21 protein-coding genes are annotated in these 24970 nt (G+C 70.8%); 9 read left to right on the top strand and 12 right to left on the bottom strand.

The window, feature by feature from the left end:
- Positions 1-71 precede the first annotated feature (71 nt).
- Positions 72-701, top strand: coding sequence for a Crp/Fnr family transcriptional regulator (locus QM772_RS16575; protein ID WP_415138398.1), 630 nt, complete (start codon positions 72-74; stop codon positions 699-701).
- A 10-nt stretch (positions 702-711) separates the two neighbouring features.
- Here QM772_RS16575 and QM772_RS16570 read toward each other — a convergent pair whose 3' ends face one another.
- The 7 genes from QM772_RS16570 to purN all read right to left on the bottom strand — a co-directional run bounded on the left by QM772_RS16570 (position 712) and on the right by purN (position 8980).
- Positions 712-2232 carry an amidase gene (locus tag QM772_RS16570; protein ID WP_415138396.1) on the bottom strand — a complete coding sequence of 507 codons (1521 nt, stop codon included), beginning with the start codon at positions 2230-2232 and terminating at the stop codon, positions 712-714.
- 3 nt (positions 2233-2235) lie between these two features.
- A complete protein-coding gene (locus QM772_RS16565; protein WP_415138394.1) occupies positions 2236-3210 on the bottom strand; it encodes a Bug family tripartite tricarboxylate transporter substrate binding protein in 975 nt (324 codons plus the stop codon).
- Positions 3211-3239: 29 nt separating this feature from the next.
- Positions 3240-4541, bottom strand: coding sequence for an aspartate aminotransferase family protein (locus QM772_RS16560; protein WP_415138392.1), 1302 nt, complete (start codon positions 4539-4541; stop codon positions 3240-3242).
- Positions 4542-4554: 13 nt separating this feature from the next.
- Positions 4555-5694, bottom strand: coding sequence for an NAD(P)/FAD-dependent oxidoreductase (locus tag QM772_RS16555; RefSeq protein WP_415138390.1), 1140 nt, complete (start codon positions 5692-5694; stop codon positions 4555-4557).
- Positions 5695-5771: 77 nt separating this feature from the next.
- Positions 5772-6989, bottom strand: coding sequence for a fatty acid desaturase (locus tag QM772_RS16550; protein WP_415138388.1), 1218 nt, complete (start codon positions 6987-6989; stop codon positions 5772-5774).
- A gap of 79 nt (positions 6990-7068) precedes the next feature.
- Positions 7069-8337, bottom strand: a complete 1269-nt coding sequence (locus QM772_RS16545; protein WP_415138386.1) for an RsmB/NOP family class I SAM-dependent RNA methyltransferase — start codon at positions 8335-8337, stop codon at positions 7069-7071.
- Positions 8338-8389: 52 nt separating this feature from the next.
- On the bottom strand, positions 8390-8980 hold the full coding sequence (gene purN, locus QM772_RS16540) for a phosphoribosylglycinamide formyltransferase (RefSeq protein WP_415138384.1): 591 nt from the start codon (positions 8978-8980) through the stop codon (positions 8390-8392).
- A 24-nt stretch (positions 8981-9004) separates the two neighbouring features.
- On the opposite strand from purN, the gene QM772_RS16535 reads away from it, so the two are divergent.
- From QM772_RS16535 to mdtD, 4 genes are all read left to right on the top strand, one after another.
- On the top strand, positions 9005-9712 hold the full coding sequence (locus QM772_RS16535; protein WP_415138382.1) for a YceH family protein: 708 nt from the start codon (positions 9005-9007) through the stop codon (positions 9710-9712).
- Between the two features lies 1 nt (position 9713).
- Positions 9714-10922: an acyl-CoA dehydrogenase family protein gene (locus QM772_RS16530; RefSeq protein WP_415138380.1), complete on the top strand. Its 1209-nt coding sequence runs from the start codon at positions 9714-9716 to the stop codon at positions 10920-10922.
- Positions 10923-10950: 28 nt separating this feature from the next.
- Positions 10951-12066, top strand: a complete 1116-nt coding sequence (locus tag QM772_RS16525; protein ID WP_415138378.1) for an acyl-CoA dehydrogenase family protein — start codon at positions 10951-10953, stop codon at positions 12064-12066.
- A gap of 81 nt (positions 12067-12147) precedes the next feature.
- Positions 12148-13584 carry a multidrug transporter subunit MdtD gene (gene mdtD / locus QM772_RS16520; RefSeq protein WP_415138376.1) on the top strand — a complete coding sequence of 479 codons (1437 nt, stop codon included), beginning with the start codon at positions 12148-12150 and terminating at the stop codon, positions 13582-13584.
- A 52-nt stretch (positions 13585-13636) separates the two neighbouring features.
- Here the strand turns inward: mdtD and QM772_RS16515 are convergent, their stop codons facing one another.
- Positions 13637-14236: an AAA family ATPase gene (locus QM772_RS16515; RefSeq protein WP_415138374.1), complete on the bottom strand. Its 600-nt coding sequence runs from the start codon at positions 14234-14236 to the stop codon at positions 13637-13639.
- Complete coding sequence (locus QM772_RS16510) at positions 14236-14793, bottom strand: HNH endonuclease (protein ID WP_415138372.1); 558 nt, start codon at positions 14791-14793, stop codon at positions 14236-14238. The genes QM772_RS16515 and QM772_RS16510 overlap by 1 nt, the downstream gene beginning before the upstream one ends.
- A 168-nt stretch (positions 14794-14961) precedes the next feature.
- Between QM772_RS16510 and QM772_RS16505 the strand changes: the two genes are divergently transcribed.
- The 3 genes from QM772_RS16505 (at position 14962) to lspA (ending at position 19477) form a co-directional block, all read left to right on the top strand.
- Positions 14962-15984, top strand: coding sequence for a bifunctional riboflavin kinase/FAD synthetase (locus QM772_RS16505; protein WP_415138370.1), 1023 nt, complete (start codon positions 14962-14964; stop codon positions 15982-15984).
- 122 nt (positions 15985-16106) lie between these two features.
- On the top strand, positions 16107-18965 hold the full coding sequence (gene ileS / locus QM772_RS16500) for an isoleucine--tRNA ligase (protein WP_415138368.1): 2859 nt from the start codon (positions 16107-16109) through the stop codon (positions 18963-18965).
- Positions 18965-19477 carry a signal peptidase II gene (gene lspA / locus QM772_RS16495; protein WP_415138366.1) on the top strand — a complete coding sequence of 171 codons (513 nt, stop codon included), beginning with the start codon at positions 18965-18967 and terminating at the stop codon, positions 19475-19477. Before ileS ends, lspA begins: the two co-directional genes overlap by 1 nt.
- 49 nt (positions 19478-19526) lie before the next feature.
- Here lspA and QM772_RS16490 read toward each other — a convergent pair whose 3' ends face one another.
- The 3 genes from QM772_RS16490 to QM772_RS16480 form a co-directional block, all read right to left on the bottom strand.
- A complete protein-coding gene (locus QM772_RS16490; protein ID WP_415138364.1) occupies positions 19527-20732 on the bottom strand; it encodes a TolC family protein in 1206 nt (401 codons plus the stop codon).
- A gap of 223 nt (positions 20733-20955) precedes the next feature.
- Positions 20956-22182, bottom strand: coding sequence for an HlyD family type I secretion periplasmic adaptor subunit (locus QM772_RS16485; RefSeq protein WP_415138362.1), 1227 nt, complete (start codon positions 22180-22182; stop codon positions 20956-20958).
- Positions 22172-24442 (bottom strand): type I secretion system permease/ATPase, encoded by a 2271-nt coding sequence (locus QM772_RS16480; RefSeq protein WP_415138360.1) that lies wholly within the window; start codon positions 24440-24442, stop codon positions 22172-22174. The genes QM772_RS16485 and QM772_RS16480 overlap by 11 nt, the downstream gene beginning before the upstream one ends.
- A 209-nt stretch (positions 24443-24651) precedes the next feature.
- Between QM772_RS16480 and QM772_RS16475 the strand changes: the two genes are divergently transcribed.
- Positions 24652-24906 (top strand): hypothetical protein, encoded by a 255-nt coding sequence (locus QM772_RS16475; protein WP_415138358.1) that lies wholly within the window; start codon positions 24652-24654, stop codon positions 24904-24906.
- The last annotated feature ends 64 nt before the right edge of the window (positions 24907-24970 follow it).

The following is a 24970-nucleotide window of genomic DNA, read 5'->3' as shown; positions in this document are numbered from 1 at the left end:
CCGCCCGCCAACCGCCCCAACGGTTGATGTGCATCAAGGCTCCGCGCGTCCGCGCGCGGCACAGTGCACGCATGCTGTCACCCCATGCCCACGACTGGCCGGGCGACGTCGTCGCGCTGGCCTCCGGCACCACGCTGATGGCGCGCGGCGAGCAGATGTCCCATGTGCTGCACCTGGACGCCGGGCGCGCCACGCTGGGCCTGCGCGCGCCCGGCGGCTTCGCGCAGCGCATGGGCGTCATCGAAGGCCCCTGCTGGCTGAATGCCACCTGCGCCGTGCTCGGCGTGCCGGCGCTGGTGGACGCCGTGGCCGACACCGACGTGGCGGTGCGCCGCGTGCCGCTGCCGGCCTTCCAGGCCACACTGGCGGCCCTGCCCGAAGCCGCGCGCTCGGTGCTGCACGACGTGGCGCAGGGCCACCGCCAGCAGGCCGAGCTGGCCATCAGCCGTCTGGCCAAGGACGCCGAGGCGCGCTGCGCCGAATGGCTGCTGCGCCACGCCGAGCCGGCGCCCGAGACGCCCGGCACCCTGGCCGTGATGCTGAACCAGCGCAAGCGCCTGATCGCGGCGCAGCTGGGCATCGCGCCCGAGACGTTCTCGCGCGTGCTGCGCCAGCTGCGCGAGCGCAGCCTCATCAGCGGCTCGGGGCGGGTGCTGAACCTGGTGGACCTGAACGGGCTGCGGGCGCTGGCCGGGGCCTGACCGCCGCCCTTCAGACCGCCGCGGCGGCGCCCGCGCCGGCGCCTTCGCCATCCACCAGCGGTGGATGCGTGACGATGGCGCGCAAATCGACGTTCGAGGCTTGCAGCCGCGCCAGGTCGGGGACGGGCCGCCGCAAGCTTGCATCGCCCTTCCATGCCTGTTCCAGCGCACGCGCGGCCCCCAGCAGGGCGACGTCGCCGCGCAGCCGGCCGACCAGTTGCAGGCCGAAGGGCATGCCGCGCTCATCCACCCCGCAGGGCAGCGACAGCGCGGGATGGGTCCCCAGAGTCACCACGTAGGTCAGCCCCAGCCAGTGGTAGTAGTTGCGCGCCGGCACGCCATCGACCGCCTGGGCATAGAGCTCGGTCCAGGGGAACGGCGACACCGGCGTGACCGGCGCCACGATCAGGTCGAAACGTTCGAGCGCCTGCGCCAAGCGGCGCGCGATCCGCGTCTGTTCCAGGTGCGCCCAGGCGCGGTCCGCCAGCGTGATGCTGGCCGCCATCTCGACGTTGGCGCGCACGTTGGGCCCGAGCGAGTCGGGGGCCGTCCGGTAGGCGTCGGCGAACGCGGCCACGAAGCTCTCGGCGCGCAGGATGTCGAACACGCGGTCGGCCTCGGCCAGGTCGATCTCCAGCGGCTCGCAGCTGGCGCACAGCGGCCGCAGGGCCTCGACCCGGGCGCGGAAGGCGCGCCGGACCACCGGATCGACCGGGCAGACGCCGAAGTCCTCCGTCCAGCCCACGCGCAGCGTCGCCGGATCGACCTCCGGCAGCGGCCAGGCCGCGCCCGTGGGCGGGTACGACAGCGGATCGCGCGCGTCCAGGCCGGTGCAGGCGGCCAGCATGAAGGCGGTTTCGTCGACCGTGCGCGCCATCGGGCCGAGCACGGAAATCACCGACCAGCCGAGCGGCCGCGCATCGTTGGCCACCAGCCCCGGCGACGGCCGCAGCCCCACCACGCCGCACAGCGCCGCCGGGATGCGCAGCGAACCGCCGGTGTCCGAGCCCGTGCACAGCGGCAGCATGTCCAGCGCCAGCGCGGCGGCCGAGCCGCCGGACGAGCCGCCCGCGTTCAGGGCCGGGTTGAACGGGTTGCCGGTGGCGCCCCACACCGGGTTGCGCGTGTTGGCCCCGGCGCCCATGTCGGGCACGTTGGTCTTGGCGGTGACGATGGCGCCGGCCCGCTTCAGCCGCGCCACCAGGCCGTTGTCCGACGCCGGCACGTGGCCGCGGAACCCCACGTTGCCGTAGGTCGTGAGCAGCCCGGCCGTGTCCTGCAGGTCCTTCACGCCCAGCGGCAGCCCGTGCAGCGGGGGCAGCGGATCGCCCTTCATCACCTGCGCCTCGGCGACCTGCGCGGCCTGCCGCGCGCGCTCGAAATCGGTGGCGCAGAGGGCGTTGACCTTGGGGTTCAGCGCCTCGATGCGGGCGATGCAGGCGTCCAGCAGCTCCACCGGCGACAGCGCCCTGGCGCCGATCAGCCGGCGCAGCTCGATCGCGGAAAGCCGCGGCAGGTCGTCAGCGTTCATGCCTCACTCCAGCTTGATCTGCGCCTTGTCGGCCACCGCCTTCATGCGCGCGATGTCCTGCGTGACCAGCCCGGTCCAGTCGGGCACGGGGGCCCATTGCGGCTCGAACCCGGCCTTGCGCATCGCCGCCTGCGTTTCCGGGCTGATCATGACGGCGGCCAGGGCCTTGACCAGCCGGTCCTTCACGTCGGCCGGCAGCCCGCGCGGCGCCACCATGGCCAGCCAGGCGGTCAGGTCGAACCCCGGGTAGCCGGATTCGGCCATCGTCGGGACGTCGGGCAGCGTGCTGGAGCGCTGGGGAGAGGTCACCGCCAGAACCTTGATCTTGCCCGTGCGGGCCTGGGGTGCCGCCGCCACCACGGTGTCGAACGAGATCGGGATCTGGCCGCCGATGAGATCGGTCATCAGCGGCGCACTGCCCTTGTACGGCACGTGCGTCAGCGACAGGCCGGTCGCCTGGGTGAACATGGCGCCGGCGTAGTGCGAACTGGTGGCGTTGCCGAAGCTGCCGTACGGAAATTTGTCTGGCTGAGCCTTGGCCGCGGCCACCAGTTGCTGTACGTCCTTGACGGGCACGGCCGCGTTCACCAGCACCGCCAGCGGCAGCGTGCCGACCAGACCCAGCGCGTCGAAGCTGCGGGCCGGGTCGTAGCTGGTCCTGGCGCCGGCGGCGGGGTTCATGGTGAAGGTGGAGTTGGAGCTGATCAGCAGCGTGTAGCCGTCCGGCTTGGCGTTGGCCACCATGGCGGCGCCGATGGCGGTGCCGGCGCCCGGCCGGTTGTCCACCACGACCGGCTTGCCGAGCTGGTCCTCCAGCCGCTTGGCGAGCAGGCGCGCCAGCACGTCGGCGGCGCCACCCGCCGGATAGGGCGCCACCAGGGTGACGGGCCGCTCGGGGAACGCCGCCCAAGCCGAACCGGCCGCCAGGGCCGCCGCACCAGCGGCGAGCAGGGCCCGCCGCGCCATCGATCGCATCATGGAAGTCTCCTGTTGGTCATCTGAATCGATCAGTCGCAAGCCGGCAGCAGCGGCCGGTGGACGTTGACGACGTCCTCCAGCGCGGCCGCGAAGGCGTCGCAGGCCGCGTCGTCGAACGGCAGCGACAGCGCCATGAAGCCGCGCCGCGCCATGAACACCCCGCGCGCCAGCAGCTCGAAGAACACCAGCGCCTTGAAGCGGTCGTCGGCCGCCGCCAGGTCGTCGGCGCTGCGCACCGGGCCTGCCAAGGGCTGCAACTGCATGAGCGAGCCCAGGCCGGTGAACTGCATCGCCACGCCCTGCTCCACCAGCAGCGCGTTCAGGCGCCCGCGCAGTGCGTCGCCGCGCGCGTTCAGCGCCTGCAAGCGCTCGGCGGTGAGCACCTGGGTCAGCCCGGCCAGGCCCGCCGCCATGGTGAGCACGTTGTTGTTGAAGGTGCCGGCGTGCTGCCAGGCGCGCTCGCCGCGCGGGTCGTAGCCCTGCATCAGGCCGGCGCGGCCGCCGAAGGCGCCGAAGGACAGGCCGCCGCCGAAATATTTGCCCAGCGTGGTCAGGTCGGGCCGCAGGCCCAGCAGCGCCTGGCGGCCGCCGAACGAGAGGCGCGAGGTCATCACCTCGTCCAGCACCAGCAGCGCGCCGCAGTCGTCGGCCAGCGCGCGCAGGCCGTGCAGGAAGGCCGGCTCGCCGGGGATGCAGCCGCCCGAGCCCAGCATGGGCTCGACCAGGATGGCGGCCAGCTCGCCGCGGTGCGGCGCCGCGCGGGCGCGCACGTCGTCCAGGTCGTTGTAGCGCGCCACGATCCACTCGTGCGGCACGTTGACGGGCGAGCCGCCGCCGGCGAAGGCCAGCACGCCGCCGTGGTAGCCGCCTTTGAACACCAGCACCTTGCGCCGGCCGGTGTGGGCGCAGGCGGTGGCCAGCGCCATCAGGTTGGCCTCGGTGCCGGAGTTGGTGAAGCGCAGCAGTTCCATCGACGGAAAGCGCCGCTGCACCTCGCGCGCCAGCGCGCCTTCGCGCGCGGTGTGCGACGACAGGCTGAGGCCGCCGGCCAGCGCCTCGGCGACGGCGGCGCGGATGGCCGGCTCGGAGTGGCCGTACAGGCCGGCGGTGAACTCGCCCAGCGCGTCGAGGTACGCGTGCCCGTCGGCGTCCCACAGCCGGCAGCCCTCGCCGCGCACCATGGCAGGCGGAAACGGCGGGAAGAACAGCACGCTGCGCGTGTTGCCGCCGGGCAGCGCCTGCGTGGCGTCGGCGTGGATGCGTTCGCTGGCGGGGTTGGCCTGGCGGTAGCGCTCGATGGCGGTGGCCAGGGCTTGGTCGATATTTCTCACATTTCAATAGCTGCTAGCGCAGGCGGGACGGGCGCAAGAGGGCTGAATCGACCCCATGCGCCAGGAGTTCATCGGGCAGCGGCGCGCCCGCGATCAGGCTGGCCGCCAGCAAGCTGGCGCCAGCCGCGCTCTGGATGCCGTAGCCGCCCTGCGCCGCCAGCCAGAAGAAACCGGGGCAGGCGCCGTCGAAGCCGATCACGATCTCGCCATCGCGCACGAAGCTGCGCAGGCCGGCCCAGGTGGCGCTGGGGCGGCGGATTTCGAGCGTGGTCGCCTCCTGGATGCGGTGGATGCCCAGGGCGATGTCCAGCTCTTCCGGCTGCACGTCGTGCGGCGTGGTCGCATCGGCGTTGGCGGGCGAGCCGAGCAGTTGGCCGGCGTCGGGCTTGAAGTACCAGCCCTCGCCCTCGTCCACGTCCGCCACCAGCGGCCAGGCCGAGACTTGGAGGCCCGGCGGCGGCGCAAAGGTGAAGGCGCTGCGGCGGCGCGGCTCGATGCCGATGGGCGCGGCGCCGAAGAGCAGCGCCACCTCGTCCACCCAGGCGCCGGCGGCATCGACCACCACGCCGGCCGTGACGGCCGAGCCATCGGACAGCGCCACGCGCCAGCGCCCGCCTTCGTGCACGGCGGCGCGCGGCTCGGTGCCGAGCGACAGCACCGCGCCGGCCGCCCGCGCGCCGCGCAGAAAGCCTTGCAGCAGCGCGTGCACGTCGATGTCGAAGCCGTCCGAGTCCAGCAGCGCGCGCGTGAACAGGCCGGGGCGCAGCACGGGCACCGTGCGCACGATCTGCGCCGCGTCCAGCACCGCCAGCACGGTGCCGGAGGCGGCCAGCTCGTCATGCAGCGCCTGCAAGGCGGCGTGCTGCGCGTCGGTGGCGACGTAGAGGGCCGCGCGCGGGTGCAGCAGCGGCGCGCCGTCGGCGAAGCCGGGCGGTGGGTTCAGGTAGAAATCGCGCCCCGCCCGCGTCAGCGCGCGCACGCCGGGCGGGCCGTAGCTTTCCATGAACATCGCCGCCGAGCGGCCGGTGCTGTGGAAGGCGGGCTGCGCCTCACGCTCCAGCACGCGCACGCGCCGGCCCATGCGCGCCAGCCGCCAGGCGACGGAAGCGCCCGCGATGCCGGCGCCGATGATGAGCACGTCGCAGTCGTTCATGCGGCCATTCTTTCACAGACCGCACAAGAAAAAGCCCGGCGCTCGGACCGGGCTTCGGGGTATGGGACGCGGGCCGGTCAGGCCGCGATGCGCACTGCGCGCAGCTTCAGCGAGAACTCGCGCAGCGCGGCGATGCCGCTGTCCTCGGCGCGGCGGCACCAGGCTTGCAGGTCGGCCACCAACTGCTCGCGCGTGCGGCCGGTGTTCAGCCACAGCTGGCGCAGCTCCTCGCGCATGGTGACCATCTGGTCCAGCGCCGGGTAGGCGGCGCGCGCCTCGGCCAGCTGCGGCACGGCGGCGGCGGGCACCTTGTCGGCGTCGCGGTGCAGCCAGCGGCGGGCGGCTTGCAGCGCCTTGCCGCGCACGCCGCCGGCGGCCTGGGCCTGCTGGCGCAGCACGGTGCGCATGTGGCGCGCGTAGCTGGCCATGACCTCGTAACGGTGGGCGATCAGCGCCTCCAGCGTCTTGTCGTCGGCCACCGGGCGCACCTCGCCGTAGGCCAGGCGCGGCGGGGTCTTCTTGGCGCGCGCCAGGCCCAGGCGGGACAGCAGGCTGATGTAGACCCAGCCGATGTCGAACTCATACGGCTTGACCGAGAACTTGGCCGAGGTCGGGTAGGTGTGGTGGTTGTTGTGCAGTTCCTCGCCGCCGATGACGATGCCCCAGGGCACGAGGTTGGTGCTGGCGTCCTGCGCCTCGAAGTTGCGGTAGCCCCAGAAGTGGCCCACGCCGTTGACCACGCCGGCGGCCCAGAACGGGATCCAGGCCATCTGCATGGCCCACAGCGCGGCGCCCAGGGCGCCGAACAGCAGCACGTCGATGACCAGCATCAGGCTGACGCCCAGGATGGAGTGGCGGCTGTAGACGTTGCGCTCCAGCCAGTCGTCGGGCGTGCCGTGGCCGAAGCGGGCCAGGGTGTCGGGGTTCACGGCCTCGGCGCGGTACAGCTCGGCGCCCTGCCACAGCACCTTGCGCAGGCCATGGATCTGCGGGCTGTGCGGGTCCTCGGCCTGCTCGCACTTGGCGTGGTGCTTGCGGTGGATGGCGGTCCAGGCCTTGGTGGTCATGCCGGTGGTCATCCACAGCCAGAAGCGGAAGAAGTGCCGCACGGCGGGGTGCAGGTCGAGCGCGCGGTGCGCCGAATGGCGGTGCAGGTACAGCGTGACGCTGACGATGGTGACGTGCGTGAGCAGCAGGCCGATCAGCAGCACCTGCCACCAGGCCAGGCCGAGCACGCCGCCGGCGGCCCAGTCGAGGACGGCGGCGAGCGTCGGGGAATCGAGAAGCGTGGACATGGAGCGTGGGTTCCTTGCGGCGTCGCGGGGCGCGATGCGTACCCGGTATTGGAACGCCTGCGCCCCCGATCGTTCAATTCTAGGTTTTGCGCTGCCACGCAGCCGCGAAGAAACCGTCGGTGCCGTGGCGGTGCGGCCACAGGCGCAGGAAGCGCCCTTCCCCGCTGCACAGCGCGGCGGCATCGGGCACTTTCAGCGCTTGCAGCAGGTCGGCCGCGTTCAGGGGCGCGAAATCGGGGTGCGCGGCGCCGAAAGCCTGCGCCACGTCCTCGTTCTCATCCGGCAGCAGGCTGCACGTGGCATAGACCAGCCGGCCGCCGGGCTTGAGCAGGCGCGCGGCGCTGGTCACTATGGCCTGCTGCTTGGCGGCCAGCTCCCGCACGCCGTCAGGCGACTGGCGCCACTTCAGGTCGGGGTTGCGGCGCAGCGTGCCGAGGCCCGAGCACGGCGCATCGACCAGCACGCGGTCCAGCTTGCCGGCCAGGCGCTTGATGCGCTCGTCGCGCTCGTGGGCGATGGCCACCGGGTGCACGTTGGAGAGGCCGCTGCGCGCCAGGCGCGGCTTGAGCGCCTCCAGCCGGTGCGCCGACACGTCGAAGGCGTACAGCCGCCCGGTGCTGCGCATGGCCGCGCCGATGGCCAGCGTCTTGCCGCCGGCGCCGGCGCAGAAGTCGGCCACCATCTCGCCGCGCCGGGCGTCGAGCAGCAGGGCCAGCAGCTGCGAGCCTTCGTCCTGCACCTCGACCGCGCCGCTGGTGAACACGTCGAGCTTGTTCAGCGCCGGTTTGCCGGCCGCGCGCAGGCCCCAGGGCGAGTGCGGCGTGGGGGCTGATTCGACGCCCGCCGCTTGCAGGGCCTGCGCGGCCTGCTCCCGTTTCGTGAGCAGGGTGTTGACGCGCAGGTCCAGCGGCGCGCCTTCCAGCAGCGCGGCGGCCAGGGCGTCGAACTCGGCCGCGCCGAGCTGAGCCAGCAAACGATCGGCCAGCCACGCCGGCAGGTTGTGGCGGTACTGCGGCAGCAGCTCGGCGGGCGCCACGGCGTCGCAGGCGTCGAGCCAGGCTTTTTCTTTGTCGGTCAACGCCTGCTTGAGGAAGTCGCGCGGCGCGGCGAAGCCCAGGATCGCCAGCCGCCGCTCGCGCGCCCCGCTGCCGGCGCGCGCCAGATGCTCGACCAAGGGCTTGCGCCGCAGCACGGCGTAGGCCGTCTCGGCCAGCGTGGCGCGCTCGCGCGGGCCGAGGCCGCGGTGCTCGCGGAAGAAGCGCGACACCACGGCGTCGGCCGGGTGGTCGAGCAAGAGCACGCGGCGCACCAGTTCGGCGGCGGTATCGAGCAGGGTTTTGGGATGCATTTTTATGAATGAAATCAGGCTCCAGCGCTTTCCCAGAAAGCGCCAGCAGCTATCATTTTCGCAGTAAATCGGCGACGGCGCGGGGGTAGATCAGGTGCTCCTGCGTCTGCACGCGCGCGGCCAGCGCCTCCGCGGTGTCGCCGGGCAGCACGGGCACGGCGGCCTGGGCGAGGATGTCGCCCCGGTCCAGCTCGGAGGTCACGCGGTGCACGGTGGCGCCGGCCAGCTTGCAGCCTTCATCGATGGCGCGCTGGTGCGTGTGCAGGCCAGGGAACGCCGGCAGCAGGCTGGGGTGGATGTTGACCAGGCGCCCCGCGTAGTGCGCCACGAAGCCGGGCGTGAGCACGCGCATGAAGCCGGCCAGCACCACCAGCGCGGGGGCGTGCACGTCGATGGCCTGCATCAGCGCGGTATCGAAGACCTCGCGGCTGGCGAACGTCTTATGGTCCACGACAGCGGTAGGAATGCTCAGCTCCGCCGCCACGCGCAGGCCGCCGGCATCGGGCCGGTTGCTGACCACCGCCGCCACGCGGGCGCTCAAACCCCGGGGCGGTGGCTCGGCCCAGCGCTCGCGCTCGGCCGCCCGGGCGATGGCCGCCATGTTGCTGCCGGCGCCGGAGATCAGGATGACGATGTGCTTCATGCCGGGCGGATTATCCTTGCCGGCATGACCGCCCTGCGCCCCCTCAGCCCCCTCGAAGCCCGCGTGCTCGGCACCCTGCTGGAAAAGGCCCGCACCGTGCCCGACACCTACCCGCTGTCGCTGAACCTCGTCGTCGCCGGCTGCAACCAGAAGACCAGCCGCGAGCCGGTGATGAGCGTGGGCGAGGCCCAGGCGCAGGCGGCGCTGGACGACCTGAAGGCCCTCGGCCTGGTGATCGAGTCGCACGGCAGCCGCGTGGCGCGCTACGAGCACAACGCGCAGCGCCGCCTGGGTGTGCCCGAGCAGTCGGCCGTGCTGCTGGGCCTGCTGATGCTGCGCGGCCCGCAGACGGCGGGCGAGCTGCGCATCAACGCCGAGCGCTGGTACCGCTTCGCCGACATTTCCTCCGTCGAGGGCTTCCTGGAGGAGCTGGCCGCCCGCGCCGACGACAAGGGCGGCCCGCTGGCCGTGCACCTGCCGCGCGCGCCCGGCGAGCGCGAGGCGCGCTGGGCGCACCTGCTGTGCGGGCCGGCGACTACCGATTTCATAGCTGCCAGCGCAGGCGGGGCGGGCGCTGGAGGCCAATTTGACCGCATAAGCCAGTTGGAGCACGAAGTCGCCGAGCTGCGCGCCACCGTGGCCGCGCTGTGCGCCGAGCTGGGCCTGTCACCGGGCGGACGGACAATGGCGAACGAGCATGCTACAACCCCGCCCTCCAAGGAGATCGACTGACATGGATCTGGCATTCACCCCTGAAGAACTGAAATTCCGCGACGAGATCCGCGCCTGGATCAAGGCCAGCCTGCCGGCCGAGACCGCCGCCAAGGTGCACGCCGGCCAGCACCTGACCAAGGCCGACTACCAGGACTGGGCCAAGATCCTGGGCAAGAAGGGCTGGCTGGGCTACGGCTGGCCCAAGGAGTTCGGCGGCCCCGGCTGGACCGCCGTCGAAAAGCACCTGTTCGAGGAAGAATGCGCCATGGCCGGCGCGCCGCGCATCGTGCCCTTCGGCCCGGTGATGGTGGCGCCCGTCATCCAGGCCTTCGGCACGCCCGAGCAGCACAAGCGCTTCCTGCCCGGCATCGCCAGCGGCGAAGTGTGGTGGAGCCAGGGCTACAGCGAGCCGGGCGCCGGCTCCGACCTGGCCTCGCTCAAGACCCGCGCCGAGCGCAAGGGCGACAAGTACGTCATCAACGGCCAGAAGACCTGGACCACCCAGGGCCAGCACGGCGACTGGATGTTCAACCTGGTGCGCACCAGCACCGAGGGCAAGCCGCAGACCGGCATCAGCTTCATCGTGCTCGACATGAAGACGCCCGGCGTCACCGTGCGCCCCATCAAGATGCTGGAGGGCGGCCACGAAGTCAACGACGTGTTCTTCGACAACGTCGAGGTGCCGGTAGAAAACCTCATCGGCGAGGAGAACAAGGGCTGGACCTACGCCAAGCACCTGCTCAGCCACGAGCGCACCAACATCGCCGACGTGAACCGCTCCAAGCGCGAGCTGGAGCGCCTGAAGAAGATCGCCCAGCGCGAGGGCGTGTGGAACGACCTGCGCTTCCGCGACCAGATCGCCCTGCTGGAGGTGGACATCGTGGCGCTGGAGATGCTGGTGCTGCGCGTGCTCTCGGCCGCCACCTCGGGCAAGAACTCGCTCGACATCGCCGGCCTGCTGAAGATCAAGGGCAGCGAGATCCAGCAGCGCTTCACCGAGCTGATGATGCTGGCCGCCGGCCCCTACAGCCTGCCCTTCATCTGGGACGCCATGGCCGCCGGCTGGCAGGGCGACCAGGCCGCCAGCGCCGCGCTGCGCGGCTTCCCCGGCGGCGAGGCGGGCAACGCCCCGCTGGCCGGCAGCTACTTCAACACCCGCAAGACCACCATCTACGGCGGCAGCAACGAGGTGCAGCGCACCATCGTCGCGCAAACCGTGCTCGGCTGACGCCACCCGCATCGCTAGGAACAAGATCATGGACTTCAATTTCTCCGACGACCAGGAGCAGCTGCGCGACGCCGTCGCCAAATGGGTGGCCAAGGGCTACGACTTCGAGCGCCGCAAGAAGATCGTCGCCGCCGGCGGCTTCGACCGCGCGGCCTACGACGAGCTGGCCGAGCTGGGCCTGGCGGGCCTGTTCATCAGCGAGGACCATGGCGGCATGGGCATGGGCCCGGTCGAGGCGATGGTGGTGATGGAAGAACTCGGCCGCGGCATCGTGCTGGAGCCCATCGCGCAGGCCTTCATCGCCGGCGCCACGCTCGAAGCCTTCGGCGCCGATGACGTGAAAGCCGAGTGGCTGCCCAGGATCGCCGGCGGCGAGGCGCTGGTGGTGCTGGCGCAGCAGGAGCGCAAGGCGCGCTACCGCCTGGACGTGTGCGAGGCCCAGGCCGCCCAGGCCGGCGCCGGCTACACCGTCACGGGCCTGAAGAACATCGTGCCCGCGGGCGACCAGGCCGACGCCTTCCTGGTGCCGGCCCAGCTGGACGGCAAGCTGGCGCTGTTCCTGGTCGAGCGCGGCGCGCAGGGCGTCGCCACGCGCGGCTACCTGACGCAGGACGAAGGCCGCGCCGCCGACGTCGAGCTGACCAACGCGCCCGCCGCCCTGGTCAGCGCCGACGGCCTGGCCGCCCTCGCCTACGCGGTGGACTTAGGGCTGGCCTGCGCCTGCGCCGAGGGCGTGGGCGCGATGGACCGCTTCCTGGCCATGACGGTGGAATACATGAACCAGCGCAAGCAGTTCGGCGTCACCATCGCCAGCTTCCAGGCGCTGCGCCACCGCGTGGCCGACATGAAGATGCAGCTGGAGCTGGCACGCAGCATGAGCTACTACGCCACCCTGAAGCTGGGCACGGAAGAAGCCGAGCGCCGCCAGGCGCTCTCGCGCGCCAAGGTGCAGCTCGGCCAGTCGATGCGCTTCGTCGGTCAGCAGGGCGTGCAGCTGCACGGCGGCATCGGCGTCACCGACGAATACGCCGGCAGCCACTATTTCAAGAAGCTCACCGCGCTGGAGATGACCTACGGCGACACGCTGCACCACCTGGGCGAGGTCAGCGCCCGCATGACCGATTCGGCCGGCGTGTTCGCCTGAGCCCGCCCCGCGCGGCCGCGCCCGGCTGCGTAAGATAGGCACGGCGCCGCGAGGGTTCGCGGCGCCGTTTTTTTCTTGCTCATGCCCGCCTCCCCCGCTGCCCTGGCACCGCCGCAGAATCCGCGCCTGCTGCTGTGGCTGGTGGCCGTCGGCTTCTTCATGCAGACGCTGGACTCCACCATCGTCAACACCGCGCTGCCGTCGATGGCGCGCAGCCTGGGCGCAAGCCCGTTGCGCATGCAGGCCGTGGTGGTGGCCTACGCGCTGACGATGGCGGCGGTGATCCCCTGCACCGGCTGGCTGGCCGACCGCTTCGGCACGCAGCGCGTGTTCCTGCTGGCCATCGCGCTGTTCACGCTCGGCTCGGGCGCCTGCGCCCTGTCGGCCAGCCTGGGGCAGCTCACGGCGGCGCGCGTGCTGCAAGGCGTGGGCGGCGCCATGCTGTTGCCGGTGGGCCGGCTGGTGGTGCTGCGCGCCTTTCCGCGCGATCGGTTCCTGGAGGCGATGAGCTTCGTCGCCATCCCCGGCCTGGTGGGGCCGCTGATCGGGCCGACGCTGGGCGGCTGGCTGGTGGAGGCGGCCTCCTGGCACTGGATCTTCCTCATCAACCTGCCGGTCGGCGCGCTCGGGCTGCTGGCCGCGCTGCGCTTCATGCCCAACCTGCGCCATGCGGGCGTGGGCCGCTTCGACCTCGGCGGCTACCTGCTGCTGGTGACGGCCATGGTCAGCATCTCGCTGGCGCTCGACGGCCTGGGCGGCCTGGGCTGGGCGCGCACGCTGGTGGTGCTGCTGATGGTGCTGGGCCTGGCGGCGCTGGCGGCCTACGTGCTGCACGCGCTGCGCAGCCCGGCGCCGATCTTCTCGCCCGCGCTGTTCGCCATCCCCAGCTACCGGGTGGGCGTGCTGGGCAACCTGTTCGCGCGCATCGGCTCGGGCGCCATGCCGTACATGCTGCCGCTGCTGTTGCAGCTGGCCATGGGCTTCTCGCCCGCGCAGGCCGGCATGATGATGCTGCCGGTGGCACTGGCCGCCATGGGCGCCAAGCGGGTGGTCACGCGCATGATCCAGCGCATCGGCTACCGGCCGGTGCTGATCGCCAACACGCTGCTGCTGGGGCTGATGATCGCCGGCTTCGCGCTGATGTCCCCCGGGCAGCCGCTGTGGCTGCGCATCGTGCAGATGGCGGCGTTCGGCGCCGTCAACTCGACCCAGTTCACGGCCATGAACGCGGTCACGCTGAAGGACCTGCCGCCCGAGCGCGCGGCCAGCGGCAACAGCCTGTTCTCGATGGTGCAGATGCTGGGCATGAGCCTGGGCGTGACCTGCGCCGCCGCGCTGCTGCACGCCTTCGGCGACTGGCTGGGCGCCGGCGGCGGCACGCAGTCGCTGCCGGTGTTCCGCGGCGCCTTGATGGCGATCGGCGCGATGACGATGGCCTCGGCCGCCGTGTTCTGGCAGCTGCGCCCGGACGAGCGCAGCGCCGTGCCGCCGGGCGAGACGCCCGATCCGGCCCCGTGACTATGTTTTTTGTAGCTGCCAGCGCTTGCCTGGCGGGCGCTGGAGCCTGTTTTTATTCAGATTCCGGACAAGGCGGTGCGGCCAAATCCCCCAGCAGCGCCTCGAAGTCTCGCGCCGTGGCGGCCGTGTTGTCGTACAGGCGCAGCTCGGGGTAGTCGGCCGCCGCCGGCATGAACAGGCGCGTGCGGTAGTCGTCCCAGTGCGCCAGCTTCCAGGCGTCGTTGGGGTTGCCGCGCAGGGTGATGCGGCGGCGCGCCTCGTCTTCCCGCAAATGCACCCACACCACGCGCACCTGCACGTCGCCCTCCACGCGCAGCCAGGCGCGGTCGGCCAGCCGGTGGGCGCGCACCTCGCGCGACAGCGGGCCGACCACCAGGCAGTTGGTGCCCAGCGCCAGGTTCTCGCGCGCGGTGTTCAAGAGGCCCGCGTATTCGGGGTCGCGCAGGTGTTGCAGGTAGGGCGGGCTGTCGCGGTCGTTGGGGTCGCCGGTCAGCACGCCCATGACGGCGGCGCTGTACTCGCCGTAGAGCGTGTCCTTGTCGAGCAGGCAGAACGATTCGCCGGTGCGCCGGCGCAGCTCGAGCATCGCGCGCTTGGCGAGGGTGGTCTTGCCGGTGCCCGCGTGGCCGCAGAAGAAGATCAGGCTGGGCATCAGCCGTGCAGGCGCGAATTCTTGGGCAGGTGCGCCATCAGGAATTCCATCTGGTCCGCCAGGATGCGGCGGTTGCGCAGGATGAAGTCTTCCCACAGGCTGGGCACGTAGGGCGCGTACAGCAGCGGCATGTGCGCCTGCTCGGGCGTGCGGTCGCTCTTGCGGTGGTTGCACGCGCGGCAGGCGGTGACGACGTTCATCCAGCCGTCGCGGCCGTTCTGCGCGAACGGGATGATGTGCTCGCGCGTCAGCTCGGTCTCGTGGAAGTGGCCGCCGCAGTAGGCGCAGACGTTGCGGTCGCGCGCGAACAGCTTGGCGTTGGTCAGGCCCGGGCGCAGCTCGAACGGGTTGATGCCCGGCACGCCCTTGGTGCCGATGATGCTGTTGATGGCGATGACGGACTGCGCGCCCGTGACGGCGTTGTGCCCGCCGCGGAACACCGCCACCTGCTGGCCGGCCTCCCAGCGCACCTCGTCGGCCGCGTAGTGGATCACCGCCTGCTCCAGCGAGATCCACGATTGCGGCAGCCCCTGTGCCGACAGCTTGAGCACTTTCACGAAACGACTCCTCTTGCAAAAGAACCATCGTTCAGTGGCCGGCGTTGCCAGCGCCGGCCGCCCCGTCAAGAACTCGCAATATACTCGCTTTTCGTGACAGTTTTAGGCCTTTGGCGCAATGCTGGCGCGCGCGGGCCGCTATCAAAAAAGTAATTCCCTAAAGACGCCATGAAGATCTTCCGCGGCCTGCGCCACCCCGGCATCGCGCCCGGCTGCGCGCTGACCATCGGCAACTTCGACGGCGTGCACCGCGGCCACCAGGCCATGCTGGCGCTGCTGCGCAGCGAGGCCGCGCACCGCGGCGTGCCCAGCTGCGTGATGACCTTCGAGCCGCACCCGCGCGACTATTTCGCCGCCGTGCAGGGCAAGCCCGACCTGGCGCCGGCGCGCATCGCCACCTTCCGCGACAAGCTGGCCGAGCTGGCGCGCTGCGGGGTCGATCAGACCATCGTGCTGCCCTTCAACGCCCGGCTCGCCAGCCAGCCCGCCGAGGCGTTCATCGAGGAAACCCTGGTGCGCGGCCTGGGCGTGCGCTACGTGCTGGTGGGCGACGACTTCCGCTTCGGCGCCCGGCGCGCGGGCGACTACGCCATGCTCGACGCCGCCGGCCAGCGCTTGGGCTTCGACGTGGCGCGCATGCAGTCTTACGAGGTGCATGGCCTGCGCGTGTCCTCCTCGGCCGTGCGCGAGGCGCTGGCCGCCGGCCGCCTTCATGAAGCCGCCGCCCTGCTGGGCCGCCCCTACGCCATCAGCGGCCACGTGGTGCACGGCCGCAAGCTGGGCCGCGCGCTGGCCGAAACGGCGCCCGGCGCGGCGGACGGCTTCCGCACGCTCAACCTGCGCTTCTCGCGCCGCGCCCACGCCTGGAAGCCCGCCGCCAGCGGCATCTTCGTGGTGCAGGTGCACGGCCTGGCGCCCGAACCCCTGCCCGGCGTCGCCAACCTGGGCGTGCGCCCCTCGCTCGATCCGAACGACGTGAACGGCGGCCGCGTGCTGCTGGAAACGCATTGCCTTGAATGGCCGCAGCACCTGGGCGCCGAGGGGGCCTACGGTAAAATCGTGCGCGTGGATCTGCTGCACAAACTGCACGACGAGTTGCGCTATCACAGCCTGGCGGCGCTGACCGAAGGCATCGCGCGCGACTGCGCCGGCGCGCGCGCCTGGCTCGCCGCCCAACCCGCCCGAATTTGAAGGGGCGGCGGACGCCCTCTTGCACAGTCCGCGCAGCGCCCCGCTCCTGATTCGATAGCTGCCAGCGCTTGACCAGCAAGCGCTGGCGGCCATTTTGATCCACATTCTTCCCGACTTCCGCCATGAGCACCGACACCAAGACCGACTACCGGGCCACGCTGAACCTGCCCGACACGCCTTTCCCCATGCGCGGCGACCTGCCCAAGCGCGAGCCGGCCTGGGTGCAGGGCTGGGAGGACATGGGCCTGTACAAGCGCCTGCGCGCCGCCCGCGCCGGGCGCGAGAAGTTCATCCTGCACGACGGCCCGCCCTACGCCAACGGCCAGCTGCACGCCGGCCACGCGGTCAACAAGATCCTGAAGGACATGATCGTCAAGACGCGGCAGCTCAAGGGCCTGGACGCGCACTACGTCCCCGGCTGGGACTGCCACGGCCTGCCGATCGAGAACCAGATCGAAAAGCAGTTCGGCCGCAACCTCAGCCGCGACGAGATGCAGGCCAAGGGCCGCGCCTACGCCACCGAGCAGATCGCCTTGCAGATGAAGGATTTCAAGCGCCTGGGCGTGCTGGGCGATTGGGACCACCCCTACAAGACGATGAACTTCGCCAACGAGGCGGGCGAGCTGCGCCTGTTCAAGCGCCTGATCGAGCGCGGCTTCGTCTACCGGGGCCTCAAGCCCGTGTACTGGTGCTTCGACTGCGGCTCGGCGCTGGCCGAGGCCGAGATCGAGTACCAGGACAAGAAGAGCAACACCGTCGATGTCGCCTTCGAGGCGGCCGACCCGGCCAGGCTGGCCGCCGCCTTCGGCCAGCCGAAGCTGGGCAAGCCGGCCTTCGTCGTCATCTGGACCACCACGGCCTGGACCATCCCGGCCAACCAGGCGCTCAACCTGGGGCCGCACATCGAGTACGCGCTGGTCGATACGCCCAAGGGCCTGCTGCTGCTGGCCAAAGCGCGCGTGGAGGACTGCCTGCAACGCTACGGCCTTGAAGGCACCGTGCTCGCCACCGCGATGGGCGACAAACTGGGCGGCCTCGACTTCAAGCACCCGCTGTACGACGTTCATGCTGGCTACCGGCGCCTGGCGCCCGTGTACTTGGCCGACTACGCCACCGACACCGACGGCACGGGTATCGTGCACTCGGCGCCCGCCTACGGCATCGAGGATTTCAACTCCTGCGTGTCGCACGGCCTGGCGCACGCCGACATCCTGAACCCCGTGCAGGGCGGCGGCAGCTACGCCGCCGACTTCCCGCTGTTCGGCGGGCTGGACATCTGGAAGGCCGTGCCCGTCATCGTCAAGACCTTGCAGGACGCCGGCCGCCTGTTCGCCACCAGCACCATCACGCACAGCTACCCGCACTGCTGGCGCCACAAGTCGCCGGTGATCTACCGCGCCGCCTCGCAGTGGTTCGTGCGCATGGACGAGGGCGAAGGCGTGTTCACCAGGGACAAGGCGTCCGAGACTCTGCGCACCACCGCGCTGCGCGCCATCGAGGACACGGCGTTCTACCCGCCCTCCGGCAAGGCGCGGCTGCGCGACATGATCGCCGGCCGGCCCGACTGGGTCATCAGCCGCCAGCGCGCCTGGGGCGTGCCGATCGCCTTCTTCCTGCACAAGGAAACGGATGAGCCGCACCCGCGCACGCTGGAGATCCTGGACCAGGCGGCCGACATCATCGAGCAGGGCGGCATCGAGGCGTGGAGCCGCGTCACGCCCGAGCAGATCCTGGGCGACGAGGACGCGCGCCACTACCGCAAGTTCAACGACATCCTGGAGGTGTGGTTCGACTCCGGCTCCACCTTCTTCCACGTGCTGTGCGGCACGCACCCCGACGAGCACCACACGGATATTGATCCGCGCACCGGCGCTCCGGGCCCCGAGGCCGACATGTACCTCGAAGGCCACGACCAGCACCGCGGCTGGTTCCACTCCTCGCTGCTGCTGGCCAGCGCCATCCGCGGCCGCGCGCCCTACCGCAGCCTGCTGACGCACGGCTTCACCGTGGACGCACAGGGCCGCAAGATGAGCAAGTCGCTCGGCAACGGCATCGACCTGAACGAGGCCAACAAGAAATGGGGCGCCGAGATCCTGCGCCTGTGGGTGGCCGCCAGCGACTACTCGGGCGACATCGCCGGCGACGACAAGATCATGGCGCGCGTGATCGACACCTACCGCCGCATCCGCAACACGCTGCGCTTCCTGCTGGCCAACACCAGCGACTTCGACCCGAAGGCCGACGCCGTGCCGGCCGCCGAGCTGCTGGAGATCGACCGCTGGATGCTGGCCCGCGCGGCCGAGTTCCAGGCCGAGGTGCTGGCGCACTACGAGGTGTACGAGTTCCACCCCGTGGTCGCCAAGCTGCAACTGTTCTGCTCGGAAGACCTGGGCGGCTTCTACCTCGACGTGCTGAAGGACCGCCTCTACACCACCGCGCCCAAGTCGCTCGCGCGCCGCAGCGCGCAGACCACGCTGTGGCAGCTCACGCACGCGCTGCTGCGCTGGATGGCGCCCTTCCTCAGCTTCACCGCCGAGGAGGCGTGGAAGCTGTTCGGCGACGGCGACTCGATCTTCCTGGAGGAGTTCTGGCAATTCGACGCGCCCGACGCCGCGCTGCTGGACAAGTGGGCGCGCATCCGCGCCCTGCGCGAGCTGGCCAACAAGGAGATCGAGGCGCTGCGCGAGCAGGGCGCGGTCGGCTCGTCGCTGCAAGCCAACGTCACCCTCACGGTGCCGCCCGAAGACCACGCGCTGCTGGCCAGCCTGGGCGACGACCTGCGCTTCGTGTTCATCACCTCTGCTATTGACTTGGTAGCTGGTAGCGCAGTATCCGTGCGGGCTCAAACCTCAAATGACACGAAATGCGAGCGCTGCTGGCACTACGTGCCCGACGTCGGCGCGGATGCCGCGCACCCCACGCTGTGCGGGCGCTGCGTCAGCAACCTGTTCGGTGCCGGCGAGCGCCGGGTGCACGCCTGATGGCCCGCGCGCGTGCCTCCGGCGCCAGCCTGGCGCTGTGGCTGGCGCTGGCGGCGCTGGTGGTGGTGGCCGACCAGATCAGCAAATTCCTGATCCTGGCCCGCTACCAGCTCGGTGACAGCACCACCGTCACCAGCTTCTTCAACATCGTGCGGGCGCACAACACCGGCGCGGCGTTCTCGTTTTTGGCCGGGGCCGGCGGCTGGCAGCGCTGGTTCTTCGTCGCGCTGGCGCTGGCGGCCTGCGTCTTCATCGTCTGGCTGCTGCGCGCGCACCCGGGGCAGAAGCTGTTCGCCTTCTCGCTCAGCATGATCCTGGGCGGCGCGGTGGGCAACGTGGTGGACCGGCTGCAACACGGCTACGTGGTGGACTTCCTGGACTTCCACTGGGCCTTCCTCAGCCCCTTGTTCTACCGCGGCCACTTCCCCGCCTTCAACCTGGCCGACGCCGCCATCACGGCCGGCGCGGTCGGGTTGATCCTGGACGAGCTGCGGCGCGTGCGGCGCAGCTAAGAAACGTTCAGGCCAAAGAACGACGCTCGTCGATAGAACGCGACCCGTATCAGCGCTGCGCCTGCGCCCAGTCGGCCAGCACGGCGCGCGCCGACAGGTAGCTCGCCACCGCGCGCCGCCAGTCGTTCCGCGCCGTCACGCGCGACGCCTCGACCGATGCCAGTTCGGCATAGGCGTTGACCAGCTCGATCAGGCTGCGCCGCCCCACCTTGAACTGCATCTCGTACAGCTCCACCACGCTGGCCGAGGCGCCGATCTGCCGCTCCGCCGCCTCGATCTGCGCCTGGCTCTGCGCCATGTCGGCCTCGGCCGTGGCGCTGCGCTCGGCCACGTCGCGCTCCAGCAGTTCGCCGCGCCGCTCGGCCGCGGCGATCTGCCGGGCCGCGCTCAGCTCGGTGTAGTCGGCGCTGCGATCGAAGAAGGCCCAGTTCAGCACCACGCGCGCATAGCCCAGGTTGCCCACCCCCGCCTCCAGGTCCACGCGCGGCCAGCGCTGGCGCGCCAGCGCGCGCTGCTCGGCGCGCACCGACGCGGCCTCCCGCTGCTGCGCCTGCACGCCCGGGTGCACGCGCTCGGCCACGCCCGCCGGCACGCGCGCGCGCCAGTCGGCGCCCATCGGGTCTTGCAGCGTCGGCGTCTGGCGCGTGTAGCGGGTCAGCCGGGACAGGGCCAGCTTCATCGCCTTCTCGTACTCGACGATGCGCATGCGCACCTGCAGCGCGCGCGACTGCGCCTGCACCAGCTCGTAGTTGCGGCCGCGGTCGTTCTCCACGACCACCCGCAGGTCGCCCACGATCTTCTCGTGGCGCGCCAGGTTGCGCTGCTCGCTCTCCATCAGCTCCTGGGCGCGCAGCGCGTCCAGGTACAGGCCCGTCACGCTGGCGGCCACCGCCTCGCGCGTCTCGGCGGTGTGCAGGCGCAGCGACTGCTCCTTCAGCGTGTCGCGCTCGACGGCCGCGTCGATGGCGCCCGCCGCGTACAGGTTCACCCGCCCCACCACGCCGCGAAACGGCCGGCTGTAGTCGCCCGGATTGGCCACATAGCTGCCGGCCTGCGCGCCCAGCGTCGGGTAGTGCTGGGCCCGCGTGGCATCGGCGCGCGAGGCGGCCACCTCCTCGTTGGCCCGCGCCTCCAGGATCGCCGGGTCGGTGTTCACCGCCTCGTCGATCAGCGCCGGCAGGCCGGCTGCCCGGGCCGTGCCCAGCACACTCAGGAAAAAACCCGCCGCCAGCGCGGCCCGGAGTCGATGGTTCATGGTCTTCGATGCAATGGTTTCCATAGCTGCCAGCGCAGTGATGGCGCTGATTTCAGGCAGATTGAGTGATTAATTCTTCAGTTGCCCACGGCGCCGCGCGCCCCCCAACGGCGCATGAAGCCCAAGAAGCCCAGCGGCCGCGGAGCAGGCCATGCCAGTGCACCCTGGAGGGAGGATGCCGCAACATCGCGCAGCGAGTGGAGCAGCGGGGGCGGGTTCATTACTACCGTTCACGCAGCGCCTGCTTCAGGCGCGTGATGGGCTTGGTGAGGTACTGGAACACCGTCTTCTCGCCCGTCTTGATGTCCACCGAGGCGATCATGCCGGGGATGATGGGCAGCAGCTTGCCGTTCTTGTCCGCCAGGTGGTTGTCGCGCGTCTCGACGATCACGCGGTAGTACGACTCATCGGCGTTCAGCTTCAGCTCGCTGGGGCGCCGGTTGTCTTGCAGCGTGTCGGGGCTGATCAGCTTCACCACGCCGTCCAGCCCGCCGTACAGCGAATAGTCGTAGGCCGTCAGCTTCACCAGCGCTTCGTCGTTCGGCTTGATGAAGGCCACGTCCTGCGGGCGGATGTAGGCCTCCACCAGCAGCGGGCCCTCCACCGGCACGATCTCCATGATGTCCTGGCCCGCGCCGATCACCCCGCCCACCGTGTTGATGCGGATGCTCTTCACCACCCCACGCAGCGGCGCCTTGATCTCCGAGCGGTTCACCGGGTCGGCGCGCGCGGCCATGCTCTCCTCGCTCTGCGCCAGCTCGGCCTCCACCCGCACCAGCTCGGTGTTGGCGTCGGACTGGAACTTGTTGCGCCGCTCGGTCATCTGCAACTGCAACTCGTTCGACTGGCGCTTCATGCGCAGGATCTCCACCTCCGACACCACGCCCTTGGCCGCCATCGGCTCGGTGATGGCGATCTCGCGGTCCAGCAGCTGCTTGCTCTGGCGCAGGCCCTGCACCGACTCGTTCACCGCCCTCGTGCGCGACTGGTAGGCCGCCGTCTCGCGCGCCACCAGCTCGGCCGGCGTGCCCTTCTCGAAGCGCAGCGGCACCCCGTGTGCCTCCGAGCGCAGGCGCGCCGCCGTCGCGCGCAGCGCGTCCACCTTGTTGCGCGCCTCGCGGTACACCGCCGACGAGCGCGCCGTGTCCATGCGCACCAGCACCTGCCCGGCCTCCACCAGGTCGCCCTCCCGCACCTCCAGCGCCGCCAGCACGCCCGGGTCCAGGCTCTGGATCACCTGCTCGCGGCTGGACGGGATCACGCTGCCCTGCCCGCGCGTCACCTCCTCCACGTTGCTGAAGTACGCCCACACCACGAAGGCCGCCACCAGCAGCGACAGCAGGCCGATGGTCCAGCTCATGCCGTGGTGGCGCTCGTGGTGCAGCGCCGCGTTCAGGTCGTTCAGCAGCGGCAGGTCTTCCCGCGCCACGCGCGGAGGCTTATGCGACATGGCTCTGCTCCTCGGGCGCGTCCGGCGCGGGCGTGGCCGCCAGCGGCGCGGCATCCTGGCGCACCACCGTCACGCGCGGTCGCGCCGCCAGCTGGCCCTTCACCGGCGCCGGCGCGGCCTGGCCGTCCGCCGGTTCGCCGCGCAGCCGCTGCAGCACCGCGTCGCGCGGGCCGTCCATCAGCACCCGGCCCTGTTCCACCACGATCACGCGCTGCACGAACGGCAGCACCTGCGGGCGGTGCGTCACCACCACCATCGTGCGCTCGCGCGCCCACTCGGCCATGGCTTGCAGCGCCGCGCGCTCGCTCATCTCGTCCAGGCCGCTGGTCGGCTCGTCCAGCAGCACCACGCTCGGCGCGCGCAGCGTGAGGCGCGCCAGCCCCACCATCTGCCGCTGCCCGCCCGACAGGCCCTGCCCGTCCTCGCCGATCGGCATGTTCAGGCCCAGCGGGTGCGACTGCACCAGCTTGTCCAGGCCGAAGCGGCGCAGCGCCGCGATCAGCTCGCCGTCGTTCGACAGCCGGTCCATGCGCCCCATCTCCAGGTTCTCGCGCAGCGTGGCCAGGAACAGGCGCGGCTGCTGTCCCAGCAGGCTCACGTGCGCGCGCACGTCGGCCGGGTCGATCTGGCGCACGTCCACCCCGTCCAGCAGCACATTGCCCTCGCTGGGCGCGTACAGCCCGGCCAGCAGGCGCAGCAGCGTGGACTTGCCGCTGCCGATGCGCCCCAGCACCGCCACCTTCTCGCCCGGCGCGATGCGCAGGTTCAGATCCTTCAGCACCAGCGGCCCCTGCTCGCCGTAGCGGTAGCCGGCGCCGGCCAGCGCCAGTTCGCCGCGCACCTGGCTCAGGCTGACGTAGCTGCGCGCCGGGTCGCGCTCGGTCGGCCGGCCGACGATGCCGTCGATGCCGCCCAGCGCCACCCGCGCCTGCTGAAAGCGCGTCATCAGCCCCGCCACCTGCGACAGCGGCGCCAGCGTGCGGCCCGACAGGATCACGCAGGCGATCAGCGCGCCCATGGTGATGCGCTCGGCCGGGTTGTCCGCATGGATCAGGTAGGTGCCCAGCAGCACCAGGAGCACCGTGTTCATCTGCTGCACCAGCGTCGAGAAGTGCAGCACCCCGTTGCTCCAGTCGCGCAGCTTCAGCGACGACTGCGCCGTCGCCGCCGTGAAGCGGTCCCAGCGCTGCTGCGCCCAATTGGCGGCGTTGTTGGTCTTCAGCGTTTCCAGGCCCTCGATGGCTTCCACCGCCAGGCCCGAGCGCTGCGAGCCCTCGCGCATCGATTCGTTGGTGTATTTGGCCAGCGGCACCTGCGCCAGCAGGCCCACCCCCACCACCAGCGGAATCGTCAGCAGCGGCACCAGCGCCAGCGGCCCCGCCACCAGCCACATCACCGCGATGAACAGCAGGATGAACGGCAGGTCCACCAGCGCCAGCAGCGACGCGCTGGTCATGAAGTCGCGCACCGACTCGAAGTCCCGCAGGTTGCTGGCATACGAGCCCGCCGACACCGGCTTGTGCGCCAGGTCCATCGCCAGCACGCGCCGGAACAGCGCCGAGCTGATGATGAGATCCGCCTTCTTGCCCGCCACATCCGTCAGCCGCGCGCGCAGCGCGCGCGCGGCGAACTCGAACAGGTTGGCCGCCAGCACGCCGAGGCTCAGCACCCACAGCGTCTCGTAGGCGCGGTTGGGAATCACACGGTCGTACACGTTCATCACGTACAGCGAGCCGATCAGCGCCAGCACGTTGATCAGCACCGACGCCACCGCCACCTGCACGTAGTAGCCCTTGAAGCGCCAGATCACGCGCCAGAACCAGCCCTTGTCCATCGCGTACTCGGGCAGCTCCGAACGCGCGTCGCGCCGCGCCCGCGCCTTGACGAACCAGCAATAGCCCAGGTAGGCCTCGGCCATCCGCTCCGCCGTCCAGTGCGCGCGAGAGCCGTCCTCGCTCAGGATTTCATAGCTGGCTGCGCCCGCCACGTCTTGCGAAATGGCCGAAACCACCAGTGCCCCGCCATCGCGCGTGGGCAGCAGCACCGGCGCCGCCGCCGGCGGAATTTGTGCCAGCGGCCGCTCGCTGAGCTGGTTGTCGTAGCCCTGGCTGCGCAGCACCTCCTGCAGGCTCTGCAAGTCCACCCGCCCCTCGGCGTTGCGCAGCGTCTGCGACGCCAGCGCCTGGGCCGACAGCGGCTCGCCCAGCAGGCGCGTCAGCAGCGAGACCTGGGCGAACAGGTCGGCATTCTTTTCGGACATCGGAATATCGGTCAGAGGTTGCGCGCCCTTCCCGCCGGGAAAGAACGCATAGGGTGCGCATCATCCCCCATGCGCGCCGGCTTTGATAGCTACCAATGTACTAAGCACGGCGTTTTCGGGATGGAATTCACGCAGGGTGCGGGATACGCGCAACGATGAAATCGGCCTCCCGGCGGGTAGAGCCACTCCACGCGCGGCGAACACACAACATGGCCGGCCTGATCGGCGCCGTGCACGTGAAAAGTGTTCCTGGCCAGATCGATGCCAACCGCGGCAGCTTGCATGGTGGACGCTCCTGTCTGGATGACAGGGGGGGTTGTCGGCCTCCGCTCTGGCTCTTCATGGCCGATCAGGCGGGGGCGTCCATTCCATTGATTTTCCCGCTTCAGCATGACCAAGGGCGGCTGAGCCCAGCCGCCCTTTGCATTTTTTATAGCTGCCGGCGCAATGTGGATAAGGTCTGAACCCCGATCCTCTTATAAATCCCGCCTCTTCCATCATCCCCGCGCCGGCGTGGATGACGAGAAG

The organism is Ottowia sp., from assembly GCF_047601385.1.
Taxonomy (GTDB): Bacteria; Pseudomonadota; Gammaproteobacteria; order Burkholderiales; family Burkholderiaceae_C; genus Ottowia.
Note: the sequence above shows the minus strand (reverse complement) of the source record. Positions and strands in the feature narration are given on the sequence as shown.